General features: G+C 63.4%; 19 protein-coding genes. 3 read left to right on the top strand and 16 right to left on the bottom strand.

From position 1 onward, the window contains the following. Window positions 1-42: 42 nt before the first annotated feature. A complete protein-coding gene (locus tag EN885_RS10910) occupies window positions 43-2,349 on the bottom strand; it encodes a xanthine dehydrogenase family protein molybdopterin-binding subunit (protein ID WP_128241949.1) in 2,307 nt (768 codons plus the stop codon). Window positions 2,350-2,501: 152 nt separating this feature from the next. Between EN885_RS10910 and pepN the strand changes: the two genes are divergently transcribed. Next, window positions 2,502-5,147: an aminopeptidase N gene (gene pepN, locus EN885_RS10915; protein ID WP_128241950.1), complete on the top strand. Its 2,646-nt coding sequence runs from the start codon at window positions 2,502-2,504 to the stop codon at window positions 5,145-5,147. A gap of 330 nt (window positions 5,148-5,477) precedes the next feature. Beyond that, a complete protein-coding gene (locus tag EN885_RS10920) occupies window positions 5,478-7,799 on the top strand; it encodes a PAS domain-containing sensor histidine kinase (protein WP_126102915.1) in 2,322 nt (773 codons plus the stop codon). Window positions 7,800-7,895: 96 nt separating this feature from the next. Here the strand turns inward: EN885_RS10920 and EN885_RS10925 are convergent, their stop codons facing one another. The 15 genes from EN885_RS10925 to EN885_RS10995 all read right to left on the bottom strand — a co-directional run bounded on the left by EN885_RS10925 (window position 7,896) and on the right by EN885_RS10995 (window position 23,544). After that, on the bottom strand, window positions 7,896-10,856 hold the full coding sequence (locus EN885_RS10925) for a bifunctional [glutamine synthetase] adenylyltransferase/[glutamine synthetase]-adenylyl-L-tyrosine phosphorylase (RefSeq protein ID WP_128241951.1): 2,961 nt from the start codon (window positions 10,854-10,856) through the stop codon (window positions 7,896-7,898). Then, on the bottom strand, window positions 10,856-12,331 hold the full coding sequence (locus tag EN885_RS10930; RefSeq protein ID WP_095486560.1) for an ATP-binding protein: 1,476 nt from the start codon (window positions 12,329-12,331) through the stop codon (window positions 10,856-10,858). The genes EN885_RS10925 and EN885_RS10930 overlap by 1 nt, the downstream gene beginning before the upstream one ends. 1 nt (window position 12,332) lies before the next feature. Then, entirely contained in the window at window positions 12,333-13,007 is a 675-nt protein-coding gene (locus EN885_RS10935; RefSeq protein ID WP_164897821.1) for a response regulator transcription factor, read from the bottom strand. A 410-nt stretch (window positions 13,008-13,417) separates the two neighbouring features. Further along, window positions 13,418-14,953 carry a Do family serine endopeptidase gene (locus EN885_RS10940; RefSeq protein ID WP_127289131.1) on the bottom strand — a complete coding sequence of 512 codons (1,536 nt, stop codon included), beginning with the start codon at window positions 14,951-14,953 and terminating at the stop codon, window positions 13,418-13,420. A 129-nt stretch (window positions 14,954-15,082) separates the two neighbouring features. After that, window positions 15,083-15,550, bottom strand: coding sequence for a cytochrome c-type biogenesis protein (locus EN885_RS10945; RefSeq protein ID WP_128335178.1), 468 nt, complete (start codon window positions 15,548-15,550; stop codon window positions 15,083-15,085). Beyond that, the gene (locus EN885_RS10950; RefSeq protein WP_128241954.1) at window positions 15,547-17,538 is read right to left on the bottom strand and encodes a heme lyase CcmF/NrfE family subunit; all 1,992 of its coding nucleotides are present in this window, start codon (window positions 17,536-17,538) and stop codon (window positions 15,547-15,549) included. The genes EN885_RS10945 and EN885_RS10950 overlap by 4 nt, the downstream gene beginning before the upstream one ends. Before the next feature lie 5 nt (window positions 17,539-17,543). Continuing rightward, complete coding sequence (gene ccmE, locus EN885_RS10955; protein ID WP_095486555.1) at window positions 17,544-17,987, bottom strand: cytochrome c maturation protein CcmE; 444 nt, start codon at window positions 17,985-17,987, stop codon at window positions 17,544-17,546. Window positions 17,988-17,990: 3 nt separating this feature from the next. Continuing rightward, a complete protein-coding gene (gene ccmI / locus EN885_RS10960) occupies window positions 17,991-19,142 on the bottom strand; it encodes a c-type cytochrome biogenesis protein CcmI (RefSeq protein ID WP_095486554.1) in 1,152 nt (383 codons plus the stop codon). A 116-nt stretch (window positions 19,143-19,258) separates the two neighbouring features. Then, complete coding sequence (locus EN885_RS10965; protein WP_128241955.1) at window positions 19,259-19,699, bottom strand: hypothetical protein; 441 nt, start codon at window positions 19,697-19,699, stop codon at window positions 19,259-19,261. 153 nt (window positions 19,700-19,852) lie between these two features. Further along, window positions 19,853-21,304, bottom strand: a complete 1,452-nt coding sequence (locus tag EN885_RS10970; protein ID WP_128241956.1) for an ATP-binding protein — start codon at window positions 21,302-21,304, stop codon at window positions 19,853-19,855. Next, a complete protein-coding gene (locus EN885_RS10975; protein WP_023800820.1) occupies window positions 21,288-21,953 on the bottom strand; it encodes a response regulator transcription factor in 666 nt (221 codons plus the stop codon). The genes EN885_RS10970 and EN885_RS10975 overlap by 17 nt, the downstream gene beginning before the upstream one ends. A gap of 68 nt (window positions 21,954-22,021) precedes the next feature. Next, the gene (locus tag EN885_RS10980; RefSeq protein ID WP_128241957.1) at window positions 22,022-22,321 is read right to left on the bottom strand and encodes a hypothetical protein; all 300 of its coding nucleotides are present in this window, start codon (window positions 22,319-22,321) and stop codon (window positions 22,022-22,024) included. A 175-nt stretch (window positions 22,322-22,496) separates the two neighbouring features. Continuing rightward, entirely contained in the window at window positions 22,497-22,907 is a 411-nt protein-coding gene (locus EN885_RS10985; protein ID WP_128241958.1) for a DUF3168 domain-containing protein, read from the bottom strand. Window positions 22,908-23,016: 109 nt separating this feature from the next. Beyond that, complete coding sequence (locus EN885_RS10990; RefSeq protein WP_128241959.1) at window positions 23,017-23,283, bottom strand: DUF1488 domain-containing protein; 267 nt, start codon at window positions 23,281-23,283, stop codon at window positions 23,017-23,019. Between the two features lie 12 nt (window positions 23,284-23,295). Further along, on the bottom strand, window positions 23,296-23,544 hold the full coding sequence (locus EN885_RS10995; RefSeq protein ID WP_095486548.1) for a hypothetical protein: 249 nt from the start codon (window positions 23,542-23,544) through the stop codon (window positions 23,296-23,298). A gap of 246 nt (window positions 23,545-23,790) precedes the next feature. On the opposite strand from EN885_RS10995, the gene EN885_RS11000 reads away from it, so the two are divergent. Further along, window positions 23,791-24,129 carry a co-chaperone GroES gene (locus EN885_RS11000; RefSeq protein WP_095486547.1) on the top strand — a complete coding sequence of 113 codons (339 nt, stop codon included), beginning with the start codon at window positions 23,791-23,793 and terminating at the stop codon, window positions 24,127-24,129. Window positions 24,130-24,187 lie beyond the last annotated feature (58 nt).

Below are 24,187 nucleotides of genomic sequence, written 5' to 3' on the forward strand. Positions count from 1 at the left end.
TCCCGGTCAGCGTGTTGTGTCCGCCGGGATGATCTGTAGGGCTCACTTAGCAGTTGCTTCCTGGATCGCTGCCCAGATGCGCGCCGGCGTTGCCGGCATGTCGATGTGCCTGATGCCGTAGGCGCGATACAGCGCATCCGTCACCGCGTTGAGCGCGGCCGGCGTCGCTCCGATCGTGCCGGCCTCGCCGGCCCCCTTGATGCCGAGCGCATTGGTGGTCGATGGCACATTGCGGGTCTCGAAATGGAAGAACGGTAAATCGTCGGCGCGCGGCATGGCGTAATCCATGAAGCTCGCCGTCAACAGCTGCCCGTCCTCGTCATAGACCGTGTTCTCGGTCAGCGCCTGGCCGATGCCCTGGACGACGCCGCCATGCACCTGGCCAGCCAGCAGGATCGGGTTCACGGTGACGCCGAAATCGTCGACGATCGTATAGCGAACAATCTCCGTCGTGCCGGTGTCGGGATCGATCTCGACCTCGCAGATGTGGGTGCCGTTCGGATAGGTGCATTCGTCCTGCACGAACTCGCCAAAGCCTTTGAGATCGTCCGGGTTCTTGGCGGCCTTGGCGACGCTCGAAAAATCGATCGTGCGGTCGGTGCCGACGATTCGGGCGACGCCGTTGGACAATTCGATGTCGCCGGCCGAGGCTTCCAGTTCATCCGCGGCGATGCGCTTGATCTTGTTGGCCAGATCCTCACCCGCGCGAGAAGCTGATACACCGCCAAGAGGGATCGAGCGCGAGCCGCCAGTGCCGCCGCCGGCCTTCAGCTCGTCGGTGTCGCCTTGGCGGACCTGGATCTTGTCGATATCGAGATGAAGCTTTTCCGAGAGGAATTGCGCATAGGCGGTCGCGTGCCCCTGCCCGTTGGTCTGGGTGCCGATCTTCAGCGTCACCGTGCCGTCGCCGTTCAGTTCGACAAAGGCCGGCTCAGAGCCCGGAAAGGCACAAGCCTCGATATAGGTCGCCATGCCGATGCCGCGGATCTTTCCTTCAGCCTTCGACTGCGCCAGCCGTTCCGGGAACGCCTGCCACTCCGCCTGTTCGATGGCGCGATCCATATGGCCTGCGAATTCGCCGGTATCATAAAGGCGGTCGGTCTGGGTGCGATAGGGAAACTGCGCAGGCCGAATGAAATTGCGCCGGCGGATCTCTTCGACGGGAAGGCTGAGATCGTGGGCGCAGGCGTCGACGAGCTTTTCCAGCAGGAATGCCGCTTCCGGGCGGCCGGCGCCGCGATAAGCATCGACCGGGCAGGTATTGGTGTAAAGGCCGGTCACCGAAACATCGAGCGCCTGGATATCGTAGACGCCGGTCGACATGGTGACGCCGATATAGGGGATGAACGGGCCGTATTGCGAGATGTAAGCGCCGATATTGGCGAGGAGATCGACCCTCATGCCGAGGAAGCGGCCGTCCTTGTCCATCGCCATCTCGGCGGTCACGACATTGTCGCGGCCTTGCGCATCGGTGAGGAAATGCTCGGTGCGGTCGCCGGCCCATTTGACCGGGCGGCCAAGACGCTTGGCAGCCTCGAGCACCAGCGGATGCTCGCGATAGACGAAGCTTTTCGGTCCGAAGCCGCCGCCGACATCCGGCGTGATGACGCGCAGCTGGTTCTTCTTGATCTTGAACACATCGGCCAGGATGTACTGCATCGAATGCACGCCCTGCGAGCCCGTGGTCAGCACGAAGCGGTTCTCTTGCGTGCTCCACTCGCCGATCGCCGAGCGCGGCTCCATGTAGTTGCAGACCAGCCGGTTGTTGATGAATTCGATGCGAGTGACATGCGCCGCCCCGGCGAATGCTGCCGCGGTCTTCGCCTTGTCGCCGATGTGATAGCTGAAGGCGCGGTTGGAGCCGAGTTCCGGCCAAACCAGCGGCGTGCCTTCGTCAAGCGCCGTGGCGGTGCCGGAGGCGGCATCCTCGCCCTCGTAATCGACCTCGATCAATTCGGCCGCGTCCTGCGCCAGCGCGCGGCTGTCGGCGACGACGAATGCGACGGCGTCGCCGACATAATTGACCCGGTCGCGGCAAAGGACCGGAATGTCGCGGGTCGGCGCCTTGGTGCCGTCCGGCTGCCTCTGCATGACGCCGGATTTCAGCTTGCCGAGATGAGCAAGATCCGCACCGGTCAGCACCAGATGGACGCCAGGTGCCGCCTTGGCCGCCTCGGTCGAACCGATGGTGAAGCTTGCCTTGGCCACCGGCGAGCGCAGGACGTAGCCGTGCAGGAGGCCGGCCGGCTGGATGTCGTCCGTATAGCGACCGAGACCTTTGAGGAAGGCCTGGTCCTCGCGACGCAGCACAGATGCGCCCATGCCGAATTTCGGAGTGACCACGGTCATGGATACCTCGCGATGATGTGGAGAACGAGTGCCTGAAATAGGCATTGCGCCAGTTTTGTCGAGTGACGGTTTCGTGTAAAGAGCGCGGGCTTCAAATTTTTAGACCAGCGGACCCACTTGCCGCTGCGGGAATCGACAGGAAACCCCACCGAATGCGCACTGACACCGGCCAGGTCTTCAAGCTCGAAGACTATCGCCCCAACGACTATCTCATTCCGGAAACCAGCCTGACTTTCCGCCTGTCGCCAGAAGCCACGCGCGTCACCGCCGAACTGACGGTCGAACGCCGCGACGGCGTGGCGGCGTCAGTGCCACTGGTGCTGGATGGCGATGGCCTGACGCTCAGCCGCATCGCAATCGACGGCCGGACACTCGCGCCGATGGATTTTTTTGCCACGCCCGATCAGCTGACGATCACCACGCCGCCCGCAGCACCCCGCTTCCAGCTCCTGATCGAAACCGAGCTAGCGCCGGCACACAACGAAGCCCTGATGGGCCTCTATCGCTCCAGCAACGTCTATTGCACGCAATGCGAGGCCGAGGGCTTTCGGCGCATCACTTATTTTCTCGATCGCCCCGATATCCTGTCCGTCTATACGGTGCGCATCGAGGCGCGGCGCCACGAGGCGCCACTGCTTCTTTCCAACGGCAACCCGGCGGGCAGCGGCGAACTTGCCGACGGCTGGCACTATGCGGTCTGGCACGACCCCTTCCCCAAGCCGTCCTATCTATTCGCACTGGTGGCGGGCGCGCTCGGCAAAGTCGCAGACAGCTTCATCACGCTATCCGGTCGCACGGTCGATCTCGGCATCTATGTCGAGCCGGGCAAGGAGCGGCTCGCCGGCTACGCCATGGACGCCCTGAAGCGGTCGATGAAATGGGACGAGGAGGCGTTCGGCCGCGAATACGACCTCGACGTTTTCAACATCGTCGCGGTGTCCGACTTCAATATGGGCGCGATGGAGAACAAGGGCCTCAACATCTTCAACGACAAATATGTGCTGGCCGACCAGGAGACCGCCACGGATGCCGATTTCGCCAATATCGAGGCGATCATCGCGCACGAGTATTTCCACAATTGGACTGGCAACAGAATCACTTGCCGCGACTGGTTCCAGCTTTGCCTGAAGGAAGGGCTGACGGTTTTTCGCGATCACGAATTCTCGGCCGACCAACGCTCGCGAGCGGTAAAACGCATTGCCGAAGTGCGCACGCTCAGGGCGCATCAGTTTCCCGAAGACCAGGGGCCGCTGGCGCATCCGGTGCGGCCGCGCCGCTACCGCGAGATCAACAATTTCTACACGGCGACGGTCTACGAAAAGGGCTCGGAAGTGGTGCGCATGATCCGCACCATTCTGGGCGCCGAGACGTTCCGGGCCGGCATGGACCTTTATTTCCAGCGCCATGACGGCGAGGCTGCGACGATCGAGGACTTCATCAAGGTGTTCGAGGATGTGTCCGGCCGTGACCTGTCGCAATTTTCGCTCTGGTACCATCAGGCGGGCACGCCCAATCTGACGATCAGTTCGACGCACAATGCGGCGACCCAGGAATTCACGCTCGAGATCGAGCAGTCGGTGCCGCCGACGCCGTCCGAAAGCCGCAAGCGGCTGATGCACATTCCGCTGGCCTTCAGCCTGGTCGGCGCCGATGGCAAAGCGATAGCCTATAGCGGCGTCGAGGGCGCCAGCGTCGAGGACGGCGTCATCCACATCCGCAAGCGCCGGCATATGGTGCGCTTCTCGGGCGTTGCCGAGCGCCCAGCCGTGTCGCTCAACCGCGGCTTCTCGGCGCCGGTGACGCTTTCCGTCGAGCAGAAGGCCGACGATCAGTTCTTCCTTGCCGGCCATGACGACGATACCTTCTCGCGCTGGCAGGCGTTCAACACGCTTTTGACCGACTCCCTGATATCCGCCTTCCGCCAGGTCCTTGGCGGCAAGCGGCCCAATTTCGCATCACGGTTGACCGATCTTGCCGGCAAGATCGCCGGCGACGAGACACTTGAGCCAGCCTATCGGGCGCTGGCTCTGGCGCTTCCGAGCGAAGCCGATATCGCCCGTGACATCGGCAAGAACATCGACCCCGATGCCATCCTCTCGGCCCGCGAGGCGCTGACGGCCGCGATCACCGAGACCAACAGCGAGATATTCTCCCGCCTCTACGATCGACTGGCCGACAAGGACGCTTTCAGTCCGGATGCGGCGAGCGCCGGGCGGCGGGCGCTGCGCAACATCCTGCTCGACTATCTCTCGCTGCTGCCGGGAAGCGCGGCGCTTGTGGCCCGGCATTTCCAGTCCGCGACCAATATGACGGACCGCGCCGCTGCATTGACCGTGCTTGCGCTCCGCCACAGCGGTTCGCCCGAGACGGTCAAGGCACTGGCTGACTTTGGAGCGAAATATGCGACCGATCCTCTGGTGATGGACAAGTGGTTCCAGATCCAGGCCAGCGTGCCAGGCCCGCAAACCATTCATGCGGTGCGCGCCCTGACCGGCCACCCGGCCTTCTCTATGGCCAACCCGAACCGGGTGCGCTCGCTTGTCGGCACGTTTTCCAGCGCCAACCAGACCGGCTTCCATCGCGCCGACGGCGAAGGCTACCGGTTTTTCGTCGAAACGGTCTTGCAGGTCGAAAAGCGCAACCCGCAGTTGGCCGCCAGGCTGGCGACGGCACTCAGATCATGGCGCTCGCTCGAACCTGCCCGGCAGGCCAAGGCAAGGGAAGCGCTGCTATCGATTGCCAATGTCGAGAACCTGTCGGCTGATTTGCGGGACATCGTCGAGCGCACTCTTGCGTGATCCCTCCCCCTTGAGGGGAGGTTGGACAGCCGCCGAAGGCGGATGGACGGGTGGGGTCGCTGCGGCAGTGCGCGGCCTCGACCGATCCGCCTGCCTCGACCGTTGATTCAAAGATGGAGCGCTTCGCCGACGACTCCTACCGGCCCTACGGGCCACCCGCCCCTCAAGGGGGAGGGAGATCGGCGGCTTTAGCCATTATTTTAGTCGATTTTTAATCTTTTTTCGCCGCGCCTCTGGACAAGGCGAATCACCTTTGATTCTTTAGCTGAAGATTCGGAAGTGCGGCGTCGCCGGATCGTCAAGCAGATTCAAAATCGGGGAGAGCCATTTATGGCGAAGGCGGACGCGTGGGGCGCGCCCGGAGGGACGGCTTTTGAGCGGCGTGAGGCGAGAAGCGATGGTCTCGCCGGCAATGCGCGGCTCATCGCCGAACCCGCCTACCGACGGCTCCTGGCAGCCGAGCCATTGTTGCGCCGATCGATACCGGCCCTGATCATCATTTTCCTGCTCGTCATCGCGGCGCTGCGGTTCCTGTCGCTGATGAACGAGCGCGACGACGTGGAACGCGACGCCAAGGCGATCCTCTCGCTCGCGGCGGGCCAACTGGCCAGTTCGATTAGCGTCGATGCGAAGATGGCGCCGGGCGCGACGCAGGACCTGTTGGAGGGCATTAGCCGTCAGGGCGCCATGGGCCGAAGCCACGTGCTTGCGGTCACCGACGGCGCGCTCAAGATCATTGCCGTGACACCGCTATCGACGCGCTGGGAGGGGCGACCGCTCGACGGCATCGTCCAAGGCGGTCAACCGCTGTTCATGTTCGGCGACCGCGCCGGCGTCATGGAGGTCAGCATCGGCGGTCAGGACTGGTATGCGGCAGTGAGCCTGGCAAGTGGCGGAAAAGGCGCTGCCGCAGCACTCGTTCCGCAGGAAGCGGTCTTCGACACGTGGCGCAAGACCGTTTCGCTCAACGTCACCCTCTTCGTGCTGACAGCCGGCGTGCTGATCATCATCCTCTACGCCTATTTCGGCCAGGCGGCGCGCGCCCAGGCCGCCGACCGTATTTATCTCGAAGCACACCAGCGCATCGACATGGCGCTGGTGCGCGGCCGCTGCGGCCTATGGGACTGGGACATGGTGCGCGGCAAGATGTACTGGTCGCGCTCGATGTACGACATGCTGGGCTACGAGCCCTGCGACACGATGCTGTCGTTCGGCGAGGTCGACGAGATCATCCATCCCGAGGACGGCGACCTGTTCGAGCTTGCCAACAGGATCGTCGCACGCGAGATCGATCACATCGACCAGGTGTTCCGGATGCGCCATGCCGACGGACAATGGGTGTGGATGCGCGCAAGGGCGCAGGTGATCGACCCGGAAGCGCCGGAGATCCAACTGATCGGCATCGCCGTCGACGTCACCGAGCAGCGGCACCTGGCGCTGCGCTCCGAGGCCGCGGATCTTCGCCTGCGAACGGCCATCGAAAACATCAACGAATCCTTCGTGCTCTGGGATTCCGCCCAGCGTCTGATCATGTGCAATTCCAAGTACCAACAGGATAACGGCCTGTCGGATCGCGACGTGATGCCGGGCGCCTCGCGCGCCGTTCTGGAGGAACGCATGCTTGCCTTCGCTTCGGAGCGCCGGCTTGCCAACACCAACGGGCAGCAAGGCGGCGTGACCTTCGAGCGGCAGCTTGCCGATGGCCGCTGGCTGCAGGTCAATGAGCTCAGAACCAGGGACGGCGGCACCGTCTCGGTCGGCTCCGACATCACCCAGATCAAGCTGCACCAGGAGAAGCTGGTAGACAGCGAGCGCCGGCTGATGGCGACGATCCACGACCTCAGCCTTGCCCGCCGGGCGGAGGAAGAGCGGTCGCGCGAACTGGTCGAGCTCAATCGCGAATACATGAAGGAAACCGAGCGCGCCGAGGCCGCGAACCGGGCCAAATCCGAGTTCCTGGCGAACATGTCGCACGAACTGCGCACGCCGCTCAACGCGATCATCGGCTTCTCGGAGCTGATGGAACAGGCGCTGTTCGGGCCCTTGGGCTCGCCGCGCTACGAGGAATATGCCACCGACATCAACGGCAGCGGCAAATATCTTCTGGGCGTCATCAACGACATCCTCGACATGTCGAAGATCGAGGCCGGCCAGTTCTCGATGGATCAGGAGGAAATCGACCTCTGCCCGCTGATGAGGGAAACGGTGCGCGTCATCTCGCTGCAGGCAGCGGAAAAGTCGATCACTGTCGAAACACGCATCCCCGATTCACTGACGCTTTTCGCCGACCGCCGAGCAATCAAGCAGATCGTCATCAACCTCCTGTCGAATGCGGTGAAATTCACCGGCCAGGGCGGCCGCATTGCGGTAAGGGCCCGCAACACATCCAGCGCCCTGGTCCTGACGATCGAAGACAATGGCTGCGGCATCCCGAAGGAGGCGCTGAGCAAGCTCGGGCGGCCGTTCGAGCAGGTGCAGAACCAGTTTTCCAAGAGCCATGCCGGATCCGGCCTTGGCCTTGCCATCTCACGCTCGTTGGCCGAGCTTCAGGGCGGCGCCTTGAAGATCCGCTCCACCGAAGGCACCGGCACGATCGTGTCGGTGCGCATTCCGATCAAGAAGTCGACGCAGCCGGTCAGGGCGGCGGCCTGACCCTCAGTTGTCGTGAAGCGGTTGGAACTTTCGGGAACGCCGGAGGGACAGCGCCCCCGATGCTCTCGCCGAAACAGCCGTTTTGACGTTACGCCCTCATGGTCGTTTCGCACGAAGCAGAAGGTCGAAATCTTTCCTGACCTTTTGCGACGTCTCCTTGAGGTGCGCTTCCAGCACACCGAAATCCGGCAGGTCGGTGACCGCCAGAAGCAGATCCGAAAGCCCCGGCGGAACGTCGTCCCGTTCGAACACGCCGGTGAGGCAGAGCCGTATCATCTGAGTCAGCGCCAGATAGAGCGCATAGGCATCGCAAAGCTCCTGCCTGACCTGGGCTTCAGCGAAATCCGGCGCCAGCCTCGACAGGACTTCCGCTGTCCCGGTGACCCGGCGGCCGGCTTCGACCTTGCCCGTGATCACCGCCACCTGCGCGATGAATTCGAGATCGATGAGACCACCCTGGATCAGCTTGATGTCCCAGAGATCGCGCGGCGGCTTCTCCTTCTCGATCATCGCGCGCATCTCGGACGCTTCGGCCATCACCTTGGCGCTGTCGCGCGGCAGGGCAAGCACCGCCGCCACCTCGGCCTCGACCTCGGTGCACAGCGCTGGATCACCACCGATCGCGCGAGCCCTGGACAGCGCCATGTGCTCCCATGTCCAGGCGTCCTGGCGCTGATACTTCTTGAAGGCATCGACATGGGTCGCCACTGGCCCCTTGTTGCCGGACGGCCGCAGGCGAAGGTCGAGCTCGTAGAGAACGCCCTCGGCGGTCGGCGCGGACACGGCCGATATCAGCCGCTGCGTCATCCTGGAGTAATAGTGGGACGGGGCGAGCGGCTTGTCGCCGTCGGATTCTTCGGCATCGGTGTCGTGATCATAGAGCAGGATGAGGTCGACGTCGGAGCCGGCCGTCAGTTCGCGGCTGCCGAGCTTGCCCATGCCGAGCAGCGCAACAGTGCCGCCAGCGACGCGGCCGTGCCGCAGCGCGAACTCGGCGATGACCGCCCGCAGCGCCGCGTCGATGGTAAGATCGGCCAGATCGGAAAAGGCACGGCCGGCGCGGACCGGATCGATCGAGCCGGCAAGCAGCCTGACGCCGATCAGGAATTTTTGCTCGGAAGCAAAGATACGCAAGCGGTCGAGCACGTCCTCATAGGCCCTGTCGCCTTCGAGGAAGGCGGCGAGACGCGCCGAGAGATAGGCGCGGTCCGGCAGCTCGGTCAAAAGGGCCGGATCCAGCAGGCCATCGAACACGTGCGGGCGGCGCGTGATGATAGCGGCCAGCCGGGGAGCCGCGCCCATGATCGTCGCCATCAGCTTCAGCAGAGCGGGATTGGACTGGAGCAGCGAGAAAAGCTGGATACCGGCGGGCAGGCCGGCAAGAAACTCATCGAAGCGTATCAACGCCTCGTCCGCCCGGCGCGTCTGGCCGAAGGATTGCAGCAGCGCCGGCGTCAGTTCGGTCAACCGCTCGCGCGCCTCGGCCGACCGGGTGACGCGATAGCGGCCGAAATGCCAGCCGCGGATAACGCGGCAGATGTCGCTCGCCCGCTGGAATCCCAATCTCTGCAGGGTCTGCAACGTGTCGGGATCGTCGACATCGCCGGTAAAGACCAGATTGCCGATGCCCGCCGAAAGCTCGGGCGCGGTTTCGAAAAGCGCTGCGTAGTGGCGTTCGACCTGATGGAGTGCAGCGCGGAACGCCCCGGCAAAGGCCGCCGTATCGGCAAAACCGAGCATACGGGCTATGCGTTCAAGCCCTTCGTCATCTTCCGGCAGTATATGCGTCTGCTCGTCGGCGACCATCTGGATGGCATGCTCGACGCGGCGCAGGAACCAGTATTGCCGGGCGAGCGCGTCGCGTGCATCGGCCGTGATCCAGCCGCGTGCCGCAAGTTGGCCGAGCATCGGCACGGTCTCGCGGCCGCGCAGCTCGGCGAAGCGGCCACCGGCGATGAGCTGCTGGGTCTGGACGAAGAATTCGATCTCGCGAATGCCGCCGCGGCCGAGCTTGACGTTGTGGCCCTTCACGGTGATCTCGCCATGGCCCTTGTGGGCGTGGATCTGGCGCTTGATCGAATGAACGTCGGCAATCGCCGCATAGTCCATGTATTTGCGCCAGATGTAGGGCTGGAGGTCCTTCAGGAACGCGGCACCGGCGGCGAGATCGCCGGCCACCGGTCGCGCCTTGATCATGGCAGCGCGCTCCCAGTTCTGCCCGCGCGCCTCGTAGTAGCGCAGTGCCGCCTCGACCGGGATCGCCAACGGCGTCGAACCGGGATCGGGACGAAGCCTTAGGTCGGTGCGGAAGACATAGCCGTGTTCGGTGCGGTCCTGGAGAATGCGGACCAGCCGGCGCGTCAGGCGCGAAAACAGCTCCGTCGCGTCGAGCGGATCGACGACGGCAGGTGCCTGCGGGTCGAAGAAAACGACGAGGTCGATGTCGGAGGAGAAGTTCAGCTCATGCGCGCCAAGCTTGCCCATGCCGAGCAGAATCCAGCCCGACCGGCGCGCCGGATCCTCGGGGTCCGGCAGGTTGAGCTTGCCTTGTCCGTGCGCGTCGCGAAGCAGAAAGTCGACAGCAGCGCGGGTGCAGGCGTCGGCAAGACTGCTGAGCCGCCGTACCGTGACGGCGGTTTCAGCCTCGCCTGCAAGATCAGCCAGTGCGATCAGGACATGCGCTTCCGCTTTCCATTGCCGCAGCTCCATCATCAGGCTGCTTTCGGAGATGGCTTCCGCCCGCGCGGCCTTGTCGATCGCCGTGCCGATCGTAATCAGCCGGGCCTCGACGGTTTGATCGAAAAGCGCATCGAGTATCTGCGGGCGGCGGCGCACTGTGTCGCGCAGAAACGGCGACAGGTCGAACACCGCGGCAAGGAAATCCTGGACGGCGCCCTTGCCGGCGAGAAATTTCGCCAGCCGAGTAAGCTCCTCTTCCTGCGCAGTGGAAGCGATTTCCGACAATTCCCGCCTGACGCGGTTCTGATCCAGGGGAACGAGCTTTGCCGCCGGCTTCAAGAGCCAGTTGGTCTGTTCCGCAGCCGCCCTCACCGCCATCAGCGATCCTCCCGTTCGGGAAAACTCATGACGACGGACAATCCGGGATCGGCCGGCAGAAGATCAAGCCGTCCGTTGTGGAATGTCATGATTGCCTTGGCGAGGCTGAGGCCCAGGCCGGAACCCGGCTGCGAGCGACTTTTCTCCAACCGCACGAAACGCTCGGTCGCCCTGGCGCGATCGGCATCGTCGGGGATGCCGTGGCCGTTGTCTGTGACGGAAAGCCTGATTTCCCTGCCGACGCGATCGAGCGCCACGCGGACGGACGGCTTGGCTGTCGAGTCGGTAGAATATTTGATCGCGTTGTCGACGATGTTCGACAGCGCCTGGCCGATCAGCTCGCGATTGCCTTCGACGGCGAAGGCATCCTGCACCGAAGTCTCGAGTGTCACCCCCGCCTCCTCCGCCACCGGCTCGTAGAGCTCGACGACATCGCGCACGGACGCAGCCAGATCGACCCGGCTGGTGCTTTCGGAGGAATAGCCCGCCTCCAGCCTGGAGATCATCAGGATGGCGTTGAAGGTTTTTATCAGCTGGTCGGACTCGGCGATGGTCCCTTCCAGCGCCTGCCGGTAGTCGGCGGCCTTGTACTTACCGGAAAGCGTCGCCTCGGCGCGGTTGCGCAGCCTAGTCAGCGGTGTCTTCAGATCGTGGGCGATGTTGTCGGAGACCTGCTTCAGCCCTTCGTTGAGCGTGGCGATCCTGGCCAGCATGGAATTGAGGTTTTCGGAGAGGCGGTCGAACTCGTCGCCTGCGCCGGTGACCGGCAGCCGGCCGGAAAGATCGCCGCCCATGATGCGGCGGCTCGCCTCCGACACCGAGTCGATACGCTTCAGCGCCGCGCGTCCGACAAAGAACCAGATCAGAAGCCCGCCAAGCCCCATCATGCCCAGCGCCAGCATCAGCGCGCGGCGGATGACGGCGCGGAACCGCTCCGGCTCGCCGAGGTCGCGACCAACCAGCATGATCATCTGGTTCGGCAGGCGCAACACCAGCGCAATGGCGTTATGCCCCTTCTCGCCCTCCACTTGCACTTCGTTCTGGCCGGACTGGGTGTCGTTCGGGTCGGCGACCGGATTGCGTTGCCGCTCGAGCTCGGCCTCGCCGAAGCGCCGGTAGGAAAACGGCTCTGTCGTCCAGCCTTCGGCCTCGAGAACGCCGGGCTCCAGGCTCTGCACGTTTCCGGTCAGGATCTGGCCGTTGGTGTCGGCGATCAAATAGAGATTGGCGCCGGGCTGGCGGGAGCGCTGCTCGACCACGCGGACCAGCAGCGGCAAGCCGCCGCGCTGATAGGCCCGGGCGAGGCCGAGCACCTCGTCGTTGATCGTGTCCTGGGTCTGGCCGGTCAGCATGCGCGCCGACAGCGAGGTCATGTAGAAGACGAGCAGCACCGCGCAGATGGCGAACAGCAGGAGATAGAGCGCCGAAAGCCGCGCTGCCGTCGTCCTCATGATGGCCGGCATGGAAAGAGCCATGCTACCCGCTCTTGAGCATATAGCCGGCGCCACGAACCGTGTGCAGGATCGGCTTGTCGAAGCCCTTCTCGATCTTGCCGCGCAGCCGCGAGACGTGAACGTCGATGACGTTGGTCTGCGGATCGAAATGGTAGTCCCAGACATTCTCCAGCAGCATGGTGCGCGTCACCACCTGGCCGGCATGGCGCATCAGATACTCCAGAAGCCGGAACTCGCGCGGCTGCAGCGTGATCTCGCGCGCCGCGCGCCGCACCGAATGCGAGAGCCTGTCGAGCTCAAGATCGCCAACCCGGTAGACGGTTTCGGCTTCCCTGGCGCTGGCGCGGCGGTTCAGCACCTCGACCCGGGCCAGAAGCTCGGAAAAGGCATAGGGCTTGGTCAGATAGTCGTCGCCGCCGGCGCGCAAGCCGGTGACCCGGTCGTCGACTTCGCCGAGTGCCGACAGGATCAGCACCGGCGTCGTGTTGCCTCTTGATCTCAGACCGGCGATGACCGACAGGCCGTCGCGGCGCGGCAACATGCGGTCGACGACCATCACGTCATAGTCGCCGGAATCAGCGAGCGCTAAGCCGGTTTCGCCATCGCCGGCGACATGGGCGGTGTGTCCGGCCTCAGTGAAGGCTTTCTGGAGGTAATCGGCCGCTTCGCGATCGTCTTCTATGACGAGAATCTTCATGGGACCGTTATACGCGATTTCGCTGGAAGATTGAGTGGCCGGCATATGCATCGTGGCCTCACCAGAGCGTATCGCGAACAAAGTGATTCAAGGATACGCCGTAAGTCTTTGTTTTGGAATGTCGTTGTCCCAAAGCCACCGGCACCCTCGGATCAAGACCGAGGCGGGCTTTTGGGCGACATGCTTCGTTGTTTGAGCATGTCGTCATCCCAAAACCGCTTCACACTTTTGGGCGACATGCTTCGTGTTTGAGCATGCCGTCATGCTCTGTTCGAGCGGCAGCGGGCGATGGGAGTCCGCTGCCGCTGGGGAACACGATGACTGACTGACTAACGTATTCAGGCCCCGTGCTTTCCGGTGCGGCGGCTCGGGGGGTGTTGAAAACCGCCGCACCGGAAAAGTCTGGAACGTCAGCCCTTGGCGACAGGCAGCGCGACGAAGCGGTTGCTATCGTCGCGGGTGATCTGCATCAGCACCGCCTTGCGGCCCGACTTCACCGCGTCGGCCATCGCCTTGGCGACATCGTCGGTGCCATTGACCTCCGTCGAATTGACCGAGGTGATGACGTCGCCCGGCTGGATGCCGCGATCGGCGGCATCGCTGTCGGGGTCGACATCGGTCACCACAAGCCCTTTGCCATCGTCGGATCTGGTGACGGTGAGGCCGAGATCGGCCAGCGTGTCGGCCTTTGGCGGAGCGGAAGGCTGCTGGTCGGCCGAAGCCTCCTTGTCGCTTGAAGGCAGCGTGCCGAGATCGACCTTGACGGTCGCACTCTTGCCGTCACGCCACACCGTGACGTCGACCGGCTTGCCGGGCTGGTAGGCGCCGATCAGGCGGGCGAGCTCCTTCGGCGAAGAGACGTCCTTGCCGTCCACCTGAGTGATGACGTCGCCAGCTGTGATACCGGCCTTCTTGCCGGGACCATCGTCCTGGGCGCTGGAGACGAGCGCGCCCTTGTCGGAGTTCAGCCCCAGCGATTCGGCGATTTCGGAGGTGACCGGCTGGATCTCGACGCCGAGCCAGCCGCGCTGGACGGTGCCGTCCTTCATCAGATCCTGCACGACAGCCTTTGCCGTCGAGGCAGGAATGTCGAAGGCGATACCGACGCTGCCGCCGGACGGCGAGAAGATCGCGGTGTTGATGCCGACGACCTGGCCGTTGAGGTTGAAAGTCGGGCCGCCCGAATTGCCGCGGTTCACCGAGGCGTCGATCTGGATGAAGTCGTCATAGGGGCCGGCGCCGATATCGCGGCCACGGGCCGAGACGATGCCGGCGGTGACCGTGCCGCCGAGGCCGAACGGATTGCCGACGGCCACGACCCAGTCGCCGACGCGAACCTTGGAATCATCGGCGAAGTCGACATAGGTGAACTTGCCGTCGCCTTCGACCTTGAGCACCGCGAGATCGGTGCGCGGGTCTGTGCCGACCAGCTTGGCGTCGAGTTCCTTGCCGTCATGCATCACCACCGTGAAGGACGAGCCGTCCCCGACGACATGGTTGTTGGTGACGAGGTAGCCATCCTCGGAGATGAAGAAACCGGACCCCTGGGCGACCGGCCGCGGCTGGCGGTTCTGATCACGGCGTCCGAAGCGCCGCATTCCATCCTGGCCCCCCTGATCGCCAAAGCCACGGAACTCCCTGAAGAAGCGGCGCAATTGCGGATCGTCGGGAAGATTGCCGAAGCCGTCGGGCAGGTCGGAGCCGTCGGCGGCGGTCGATTCTATCTTGGCTTTGACGCGTACACTGACGACCGCCGGCGAAACGCGCTCGACCACATCGGCGAAGCTCGGGACCTGCGGCGCCTCGACACGCACGGCCTCGGCCAGGACCGGGGCTGTCACGGTGGCAACCGCGCCGAAGCCGATCGCGCCGGCAATGGCCACTGAAGCTGCGGCAGCCATCAGGCGTTTGCGGGTGCGGGGATATGAACTGGGGGCAATATTCATGGGTCTCGTATCCTCTTCAAGGGATGCGCTTCGGTCGGCATCCTCGGGCAAGAGAAATAGAGGGGCGCACATTACGGCGCCATTTCCGGTGCATGAAACTTTCGTAATGTTTGCGGGTGGCCGCCGCCTTCAGTCCCGGTGCAAAATAGTGTCCAGCTCCGCCTGTTCCTCGGCGGTCAACGCATTGGTTGCCGTCGAACGGCGCGAACGGGCGGTCAGCACGAGGAAAATCCCGCCGGCAAGGAGCAGAAGGACAGGCGTGCCCCAGAGCAACGCATTGCGCAGGCTGAAGCGCGGCTTCAAGAGCACGAACTCGCCGTAGCGGGAAACGATATAGTCTATCACCTGCTGGTCGGTGTCGCCGGCAACGAGGCGCTGGCGCACCAGCACGCGCAGGTCGCGGGCAAGGTCGGCATCGGATTCGTCGATCGACTGGTTCTGGCAAACCATGCAGCGCAGCTCTTCCGAAAGCGTCCGCGCCCTCGCCTCGAGCGCCGGGTCGGCCAGAACCTCGTCGGGCTTCACCGCGAGTGCGGCGCCGGCAAACAACAGCGTCAGCAGCAGGATCAGCGAAGCCAGCGAAAATCTTGCGGTCATGGCAGGCTCGCGGAAGGCACGGCTCCGGTCGACTTGCGGCGGCGCGACGGTGCCCCGACGCGCAGGCGCCGGTCCATGAGCGACATCGCAGCACCTGCCATCATGACCAGGCTGCCCCCCCAGATCAGCGTCACCAGCGGCTTCCACCAAAGCCGCACCACGACGGAGCCGTCGGTCCCTTCGTCGCCAAGCGAGAGGTAGAGCTGGCTGAACCCAATCGTCTTGATACCGGACTCGGTCGTCGTCATCTGTCGGACCGGATAGGAGCGCTTGGATGAGGTGATTATGGCGGTTGTGCTTCCATCGGCGTCGAGCAGGGCAAAGCGGCCACGATCCTCGCTGTAATTAGGCCCCTGGGCCGGATAGAGCCCTTCGAAACGCAGCGTGTGGCCGGACAGTTGCACGGTCTCGCCCGCATGCATCGACAATATCTTCTCGGTGCCGAAGCAAAGCGTGCCGACGATGCCCAGCGTCGTCAGCCCGAGGCCGAGATGGGCGAGCGCGGTGCCGAAGACCGAACGCGGCAGGCCGGCGAAGCGCCTGAACATGGTGCCGGGCGCGACAGTGCCAAAGCCGGACTTGACGGCAATATCGGTGAGCGCGCCGCAGATCAGCCAAAAGGCCAGGCCGACGCCAAGTGCTGCGAACACCGACGCGCCGTCGATGAACAAGGCCGTCACCAGCACGGCCAGAAGCGCTGCGGCGAAGGCGACCATCAGGCGCTGGGCGACGGCGAAGATGTCGCCGCGCTTCCAGGCCAGCAGCGGCCCGAACGGGACCACGACCAGAAGCGGCACCATCAGCGGGCCGAATGTCAGGTTGAAGAACGGCGCGCCGACCGAAATCTTGTCGGCTGAAACGGCCTCGACCGCCAGCGGATAAAGCGTGCCGATCAGCACGGTGGCGGTGGCCGTGGTCAGGAACAGATTGTTGAGGACCAGCGCCCCTTCGCGCGAGATTGGATGGAACAGGCCGCCGGCCGTCAGCCTCGACGCGCGAAAGGCGAACAGCGCCAGCGATCCGCCGATGAACAGTGTCAGGATGCAGAGGATGAACACGCCGCGCGTCGGATCGGTGGCGAAGGCGTGGACCGAAGTGAGCACCCCGGAGCGCACCAGGAAGGTGCCGAGCAGCGACAGCGAGAAGGTCAGGATCGCCAGCAGCAGCGTCCAGATCTTCAGGGCCGAGCGCTTCTCCATGACGATCGCCGAGTGGAGCAGCGCCGTGCCCGCCAGCCATGGCATAAAGGAGGCGTTCTCGACCGGATCCCAGAACCAGAAGCCACCCCAGCCAAGTTCGTAATAGGCCCAGTAGGAGCCCATGGCGATGCCGCCTGTCAGGAACATCCAGGCGACCAGCGTCCATGGCCGCACCCAGCGCGCCCAGGACGCGTCGATGCGGCCTTCGATGAGGGCGGCGACCGAGAAGGAAAAGCAGATCGAGAAGCCGACATAGCCGAGATAGAGCAGCGGCGGATGGATGGCGAGACCGAGATCCTGCAGGATCGGATTGAGATCGCGGCCCTCGATCGGCGCCGGATTGAGCCTGGCGAACGGGTTGGACGTCGCCAGGATGAACAGGAAGAAGGTGGCGCCGATGGCCCCTTGCACGGCCAGCACATTGGCTCGAAGCGTCGCAGGAAGATTGCTGCCGAAAGCAGCGACGAGCGCGCCGAAGAAGGTCAGGATCAGCACCCAGAGCAGCATCGAGCCTTCGTGATTGCCCCAGGTGCCGGTGATCTTGTAGATCAGCGGCTGCTGCGAATGCGAGTTGTCCCAGACATTGGCCACCGAAAAATCGGACGTTGCATAGGCTATCGCCAGCGCCGCGAAGGACAGAGCGGTCAAGGCGAAGCCGGTCACCGCGACCGGACCGCCGACGGCCATCATCTTCTGGTTGTTCATGCGCGCGCCGAACAGCGGTACCAGCGTCTGCACCAAGGCCAGCGCAAACGCCAGGACCAGCGCGAAATGTCCGGTTTCAACCAAGGCTGTTACTCACTCTTGCTCTCCTGCCACACGCCCTTGGCCTTGAGACCGTCGGCCACCTCCTTGGGCATGTAGTTCTCGTCGTGCTTGGCCAACACGCTGTCGGCGACGAAGACGCCGTCCGGGCGAAACGTGCCTTCAGTGATGACGCCCTGCTCCTCGCGGAAAAGGTCGGGAAGAATGCCGGTGTAGGTGACTTTCACCTGCTTCTGATTGTCGGTCACCGAAAAGGCGACAGTGGCCCCCTGGCCGCGCTCGATCGTGCCTTTTTCGACGAGGCCGCCGAGCCTGATACGCTGCCCGGGCTGCAGGCTGGCGGTGGTCAGATCGGCGGGCATGTAGAAGTAGGAGGCCTTCTGGCCGAGCGCGTAGAAGGTCAGACCGGTGGCGGCACCGAGAAAGGCCAACCCTCCGGCGATCACCGACAGTCTTTTCTGCTTGCGCGTCATGTTTTACTCCGTCGCCGTCAGACCAAGCGAGACGGCAAAGGCGGTGAATTTCTTCGCTTCCTCACTATCGGAGCCAAAAACGGCGATACCGCGATTGAGCGCGTCGCGTGCCTGATCGGCCTTGCCCAGCACGACATAGGAACGAATAAGCTGCATCCATCCTTCCGCATCGCGCGGGTTTTGACGAAGTTTTTCATCAAGTCCCGCAACCATGGTGTTGATCATCGCTTCCCTGTCCTGCGGCGACATCGACGAGGCGGCATCGACATCCCCGGCGCCCGGGCCTTTTGCAGGCTCTCCCGAAGCGACGCTCCGCTTGGCGGATTCGGCCAGTGCCTGCTCGACGGCGCCGCGCCAGGCTGAGTCCTGCGGCAAGGCCGCTAGCATTTTCTGCCAGCCAGCTGTCGCCTCCTCAATGCGGCCTTCCTGCGCCATGCCCATCGCCAGATAAAAGCTCGCCTTCGGATTTGCCGGATCGAGCTTCAGCGCCGCCTCGAAAGCGGCCTGAGCGTCGGACGAAACAATGCCGCCCGCTGCGTTGGCGATCGCCTCGCCGAGGCCTGCCTGGCGGGCGGCGCTGTCACCGTCGAGGCGAATGGCGTTGCGATAGGCCGTCACCGCATCGGCGAAGCGCTGCATGCGCAGATAGATGGGCGCCAGAACGTCCCAACCCCTGCCATCGGACGGATTGGCGGCAAGGTGAGCCTCGGCGCGTGCCACCAGCTCGTCCACCGAACTGTCGGCGGGATTCTTGGTCAGCCGCTCGCTGAGCGGCTGCGACGGCAGATCGGGCGAGCCCAACTGGCTGTACAAGCCCCAACTGACCAGCGGAACCACCAGGACCGCGGCCGTCGCAACCAGCCTGGTCGCCATCGACGGCTGCCGCGCCGCTGCCTTGTCGGCGGGATCGGCCCCGGCCCCGGCATTGTCCAGGCGAAGGATGCGGCGAGCGATTTCGGCACGCGCCTCTTCGGCCTCCGCCGGCTGGATCAGGCCGCGCGCCACGTCTCGGTCAAGCTCCGACAGCTGGTCGCGATAAACTTCAAGGTCATGATCGCTGCTCGCCGAACCATCCTTCGGGCCGCCGGCCAGCGGCAGCAGAACCGCCAGGCTTGCACCCAGCGTGAGAATGGCAGCTATGACCCAGAACAGCATGCTTCTTCCAATAACGGCAGAGCCCTGCCCTGCCAACACAGGCATCCTGCGACGCTTTGACGGCAGGTGCGTCGCATGTGCTTGATTGATGTCAACCGGACCTATCCGCCCAGTCGTTACGTCAGCGGCGTCCAGCTGCCATCGGCGTTGCGGCAAGCGGTTCCGCGCGCGGTGGCGCCGGCGGCGCCGGTAAAGACCGTATGGGTGTATTGCCGGCAGTCCTGCGAGCCGACACGATAGGGCTGGGCGGCGACAACCTCGCCATAATGCGCCGACCGATCGCTCTTCCACGTCACCTTCTGGCCACTCGCTGTGTACTCGAGCGCCTTGTATTCCGCCTCCAGCGCCTTGCGCTTCTCGGAATCCTTCAAGCCGGCACCGATCGATCCGCTGACGAGGCCGCCGCCCATGGCGGAAATGATCATCGTCGCGATCTTGCCGTCAGTTGGCGGCGTGGCGGCAGGCTGCGGCGCCACCGTGGGGGCCGGGCTGTTGCCCAGCGTCGTGCAGCCGGAAACGGCCAGCAGTGCGGAAACGAGCGCGACGCGAATCTTCATGCCAACAACCGGTTTTCTTGAGTTAGAGCTGGGAGCCGCGCCATCGGGGAAGTCGGTGTGGCCATTAGTGTTGATGTTTGTCCGAAATTTGGCCGCGGCCGACGCTCCGGGACCAATCGACATGCCGCCATATCACGCACCGGCGATCAAGCATCATTGAAGGCTCCGAAATCGAACCACTGCCTTCAACCCGCCCATGCCGGACCGTTCCAGAGCCAGAACGCCTCCATACTCATTGACGAGGTCGGCGACAATGGCAAGTCCAAGCCCGGTCCCCGGCTTGGACTCGTCGAGCCGCCGTCCGCGCCTCAGCGCCTCGCGCGCCTTGTCTTCGGGAATGCCCGGGCCGTCATCCTCAATGCTGATCTCGAACAGATTGACGGCACCCTCCTTGCCGGCGCCACTCGTCTTGTCGGAGATTGGTGCCACCGACACGGCGACCGCGCTCTTTGCCCATTTCATGGCGTTGTCGAGCAAATTGCCAAGCAATTCTTCCAGATCCTCGCGTTCGCCGGCAAAAACGATATCGACTGCCGGCAGCGAAAGCGAGAGAGCGGTCTGCGGGTTGAGTTTTTGCAGCACGCGCACCATGCGCTGGACCAGCGGCGCCACCGGCGTACGGTAGACGACGCTGTCGCGTTGCGCCGCGACGCGGGCGCGCTGCAGATAGTGGTCAACCTGCTTCTGCATCGAGGCGGCCTGCTCGGCTATGAGCTTGCCCTTGGCGCCGCCAAGCGCCCGCCCCTCGTTGATCAGCACCGCCAGCGGCGTCTTCAGCGAATGGGCGAGGTTGCCGACCTGCGTGCGCGAGCGCTCGACGATACGCTTGTTGTTTTCGATCAGCGCGTTGGTCTCGTTGGCAAGCGGCTCGATCTCGGCCGGGAAGCGGCCGTCTAGCCTTTGCGCGGTTCCCTCGCGCACCATGGCGAGAGCGTTCCTGACCCGGCGCAATGGCTGCAGGCCCAGCAGGATGGCGATGGCGTTGATGGCGATCATGCCGACGCCGAACAGGGAAAGATAGGTCAGAAGGCGACGCTGGAAGGCGTCTATCTCCTGCTCGAGCTCGGTCTGGTTGCCCATGACACGGAAGCGCGCCGCGCGATTTTTCGCGTCGAGAACGAATTCGCTCTCGAACACTTCCAGCTCCTCGCCATTGATGCCTTCGGTGGCATAGCTGCGCTGGAAGCTGGCATTGAAGGGAACCTCGGCGACGCTTGGCGACGGGATCGTCTTGGTCATCGAGGAGGAGTGCAGATCGCCGCGCACGCCTTCCGACGCAGGCTCCACCGACCAGTACCAGCCGGAATTCGGCTCCGAGAACCGGAGATCGCCAAGGTCGGGAGCGCCGGTCAACGAACCGCCTTCGGACACGCCGACCGAGCCGATCAGGTTGAACAGATGCGCCGACAGCAAGCTGTCGAAACCGCGCTCGCTCGCCTGGCGATAGAGCGTCGTGATCAGCGTGAAGATGACGACCAGGGTGAGTATCGCCCAGACCGTGGAAAAGGCGATCACCCGGAACGCCAGCGAACGCGGCCAGAACCGCAGCGAAAGCGGCGTTCTTGCAGTCTGTTTGAGCGGTTCCGCCTTACGCCTCCGGCTCACGCATTCGATAGCCCATGCCGCGAACGGTTTCTATCATGTCGATGCCCATCTTCTTGCGAAGCCGCCCGACAAAGACCTCGATTGTGTTGGAATCGCGGTCGAAATCCTGATCGTAAAGATGCTCGACCAGCTCGGTGCGGGACACGACCTCGCCCATATGGTGCATCAAATAGGCAAGCAGGCGGAATTCATGCGACGTCAGCTTCAGCGGCACGCCGTCGACATCGGCCTTGGAGGCCTTGGTGTCGAGCCGCAACGGCCCGCAGGTCAACTCGGACGACGCATGGCCGGCCGCACGCCGGATGAGCGCGCGAACCCTGGCTAGCACCTCTTCGATGTGGAACGGCTTGGTGACGTAATCGTCGGCGCCGGCGTCGATGCCGGATACCTTGTCGCTCCAGCGATCGCGCGCCGTCAGAATCAGGACCGGCATCTTGCGGCCACCGCGCCGCCAGCGCTCAACCACACTGATGCCGTCCATCTGCGGCAAGCCGATGTCGAGCACCACGGCGTCATAGGGCTCGGTATCGCCAAGGAAATGCCCTTCCTCACCGTCGAAGGCCCGGTCGACGACATAACCGGCATCGACCAACGCGTCTGATATCTGCCGGTTGAGATCCTTGTCATCTTCGACGACCAGTACGCGCATGCTGGATCAACACCTGTTGAAGAATTGGTCAGATATAGGCCGATTCCGGCACGCTGGGAAACGGCGGGTCAATTCTGCGGAACGACGATCTCTGTGCGGCGCGGGCGCTGTCCCTCCTTGCCTGGAACCAGCACGACGATGACGCAGACCGGCTGGCCACCGCGCGTCGACTGCGATGCCTTGGCCAGCGTGCCGCCATTCTGCTCGGCGACCTGCTGACCGATCGCGTAGCAGTCGGAGGCAGCCAGGACGACCGGCCGGTTCTGCTCGGGCACGACGACCGGCAGCGCCGTCGCCTGCGATGCGAACAGAGCGGCCGCTGATAGCGCCAATGTCGCGGTTCGGAAGTGGGAACGAAGCGTTTTCATGGTCAGCGTTCTAACGCATCGGTGCTGAACGTGAAATGAACAGTGGACGCCTGCAACACATGCCTATCCCACCCCTGAAACGCGAGACAACCGACCTTATGATTTCGCCGCCCCAACCCGGCAAAATTCAACGAAGCGCCAGTCTAGACTGTGTTGCAGCCATATTGAAAGCGCGTCAGGCGTTTTCTTCCGTCACGGCGCGAAAGCGCAGCAGCCCGTGATAGGCCGAAAGGTCCTCGTCGTAACGGCCCTCGGTGAATTCGAGCCTGAGATTGAGGCGGTGATGCTCGTCGAGCGCGAGCGCCGCATCCTGGAGCCGGGCGCTGACCATGTCCATCACATCGAGCATTTCTTTCCTGGCCTCGGACTTCGACCAGAAATGCAGCGTGAAAAGCTGCTCGGCGTCGTTCTCCATGCCCGTTGTCCAGTCGTAGACGCTGGTCCGGCCGACGGTGACATAGGGAAACGGGACATTTTCCGGGGCATGGTCGAACAGTTTAGCGCCGCCCAATGCCGCTGACAGGGAACCGTCACCGTTCAGCGTTTCGAACAAGGCCTTCTGCAGCGCGGCCGCCGGCGCGGTCATCGTCTTCTCCCTCGCCCGTCACGACTGAACAGGCCTTCACCGTCAGCGATTCCTGCTTGCAGCGTAGCCGCGTTGACGTTCTGGCGCCAGATCACGGGACGGTCGGGATTTATCGAAAATCGGCTGCGGTCAGCACGTACATGCTCTTGCCGGTACGGGCATAAGCATTCCTTGCGACGTCATGTATGGGACCGACAGCCGCATCGAAGGCGGCGAGATATGTGGCTTCGGCTGTCGCCGTCCCCGACGGTGCCGTCGAGATGGCATCTACATCGACAAAGAAAGAAATCTGGGACATGCCGTCATAGCCGACGAAGCGGATCCGTCGGCTCGCTTCGTCGTAGCTGCGGCTTTGGTTTGGAAATGTCAGGCTCATGACTTGACGCCGTTAAGCGGCCCCCGCCTTCTTGACTGCCGCCCGCTTTTTCTTGGGGGCGACGGGATTGAGGGCCTCCGCGGCGCGGTCGGCCTCTTCCTTGGCCAGCCGCAGCGCCCGCAGCCTTGCCGTCTTGATGATCCTGGCCTTGGCTTCCGAAACATATTCGGCCGTTGCCTGGTTTCGCTCCGCGGTTTTCTTCTGCTTTTCCATGAAGCGCGCCTCAGCTTTTTCCATTATATTCTGACTGAATTCCGCCATCGATAAAATCTCCTTCTTGACTGAGATTATGAAAGTGAGTTTCTCTTCTAAAATAGGTACTCGGGCAGAAAAAATCAATTCCAGGATTATTTTATGCTCATCGAATCCATGGAAATGAAACTGCCAAATAATACTGTCAATAGTTTCCGATAAAGGACTAATATTTTTTGGCACTCCTATCTATCGAGTGCCAAAACGCCTATACAAGGGCGTGGCCGCCTAAGCCGGCCCCAGAAAGAAGTTCCCATGAAATTCCGGCCACTCCACGATCGCGTCGTTATTCGGCGCGCCGAAAGCGATACCAAATCCAAGGGCGGCATCATCATCCCCGACAATGCCAAGGAAAAGCCGCAGGAAGGCGAAGTGATCGCCGTCGGGCCAGGCGCGCGGGACGAAAGCGGCGCGCTGATCGCACTCGATGTCAAGGCCGGCGACCTCATCCTGTTCGGCAAATGGTCGGGAACCGAAGTCAAGATAGACGGTGAGGACCTTCTGATCATGAAGGAGGCCGACATCATGGGCATCATCGACAAGAGCGAGATGGGCATCACCGACAAGATCGTGGCTGCCAAGAAAGCCGCCTGATTGGAGCGCCGCGCGTCCTCTTGGACGCGCAGAGGATGCTCCAAGTTTTTGATTCAGG

This window comes from Mesorhizobium sp. M6A.T.Cr.TU.014.01.1.1 (assembly GCF_004022765.1).
Lineage (GTDB): Bacteria > Pseudomonadota > Alphaproteobacteria > Rhizobiales > Rhizobiaceae > Mesorhizobium > Mesorhizobium mediterraneum.

Bases quoted from the DNA above. Each gene is read 5' to 3' on its own strand.
- EN885_RS10975 (WP_023800820.1), bottom strand. From the start codon at position 21,953: ATGCGCGTACTGGTCGTCGAAGATGACAAGGATCTCAACCGGCAGATA.
- pepN (WP_128241950.1), top strand. From the start codon at position 2,502: ATGCGCACTGACACCGGCCAGGTCTTCAAGCTCGAAGACTATCGCCCC.
- ccmI (WP_095486554.1), bottom strand. From the start codon at position 19,142: ATGCTGTTCTGGGTCATAGCTGCCATTCTCACGCTGGGTGCAAGCCTG.
- EN885_RS10920 (WP_126102915.1), top strand. From the start codon at position 5,478: ATGGCGAAGGCGGACGCGTGGGGCGCGCCCGGAGGGACGGCTTTTGAG.
- EN885_RS10980 (WP_128241957.1), bottom strand. From the start codon at position 22,321: ATGAAAACGCTTCGTTCCCACTTCCGAACCGCGACATTGGCGCTATCA.
- EN885_RS10995 (WP_095486548.1), bottom strand. From the start codon at position 23,544: ATGGCGGAATTCAGTCAGAATATAATGGAAAAAGCTGAGGCGCGCTTC.
- EN885_RS10985 (WP_128241958.1), bottom strand. From the start codon at position 22,907: ATGACCGCGCCGGCGGCCGCGCTGCAGAAGGCCTTGTTCGAAACGCTG.
- EN885_RS10945 (WP_128335178.1), bottom strand. From the start codon at position 15,550: ATGACCGCAAGATTTTCGCTGGCTTCGCTGATCCTGCTGCTGACGCTG.
- ccmE (WP_095486555.1), bottom strand. From the start codon at position 17,987: ATGACGCGCAAGCAGAAAAGACTGTCGGTGATCGCCGGAGGGTTGGCC.
- EN885_RS10930 (WP_095486560.1), bottom strand. From the start codon at position 12,331: ATGGCTCTTTCCATGCCGGCCATCATGAGGACGACGGCAGCGCGGCTT.
- EN885_RS10910 (WP_128241949.1), bottom strand. From the start codon at position 2,349: ATGACCGTGGTCACTCCGAAATTCGGCATGGGCGCATCTGTGCTGCGT.
- EN885_RS10990 (WP_128241959.1), bottom strand. From the start codon at position 23,283: ATGAGCCTGACATTTCCAAACCAAAGCCGCAGCTACGACGAAGCGAGC.
- EN885_RS10965 (WP_128241955.1), bottom strand. From the start codon at position 19,699: ATGAAGATTCGCGTCGCGCTCGTTTCCGCACTGCTGGCCGTTTCCGGC.
- EN885_RS10940 (WP_127289131.1), bottom strand. From the start codon at position 14,953: ATGAATATTGCCCCCAGTTCATATCCCCGCACCCGCAAACGCCTGATG.
- EN885_RS11000 (WP_095486547.1), top strand. From the start codon at position 23,791: ATGAAATTCCGGCCACTCCACGATCGCGTCGTTATTCGGCGCGCCGAA.
- EN885_RS10935 (WP_164897821.1), bottom strand. From the start codon at position 13,007: ATGAAGATTCTCGTCATAGAAGACGATCGCGAAGCGGCCGATTACCTC.
- EN885_RS10925 (WP_128241951.1), bottom strand. From the start codon at position 10,856: ATGGCGGTGAGGGCGGCTGCGGAACAGACCAACTGGCTCTTGAAGCCG.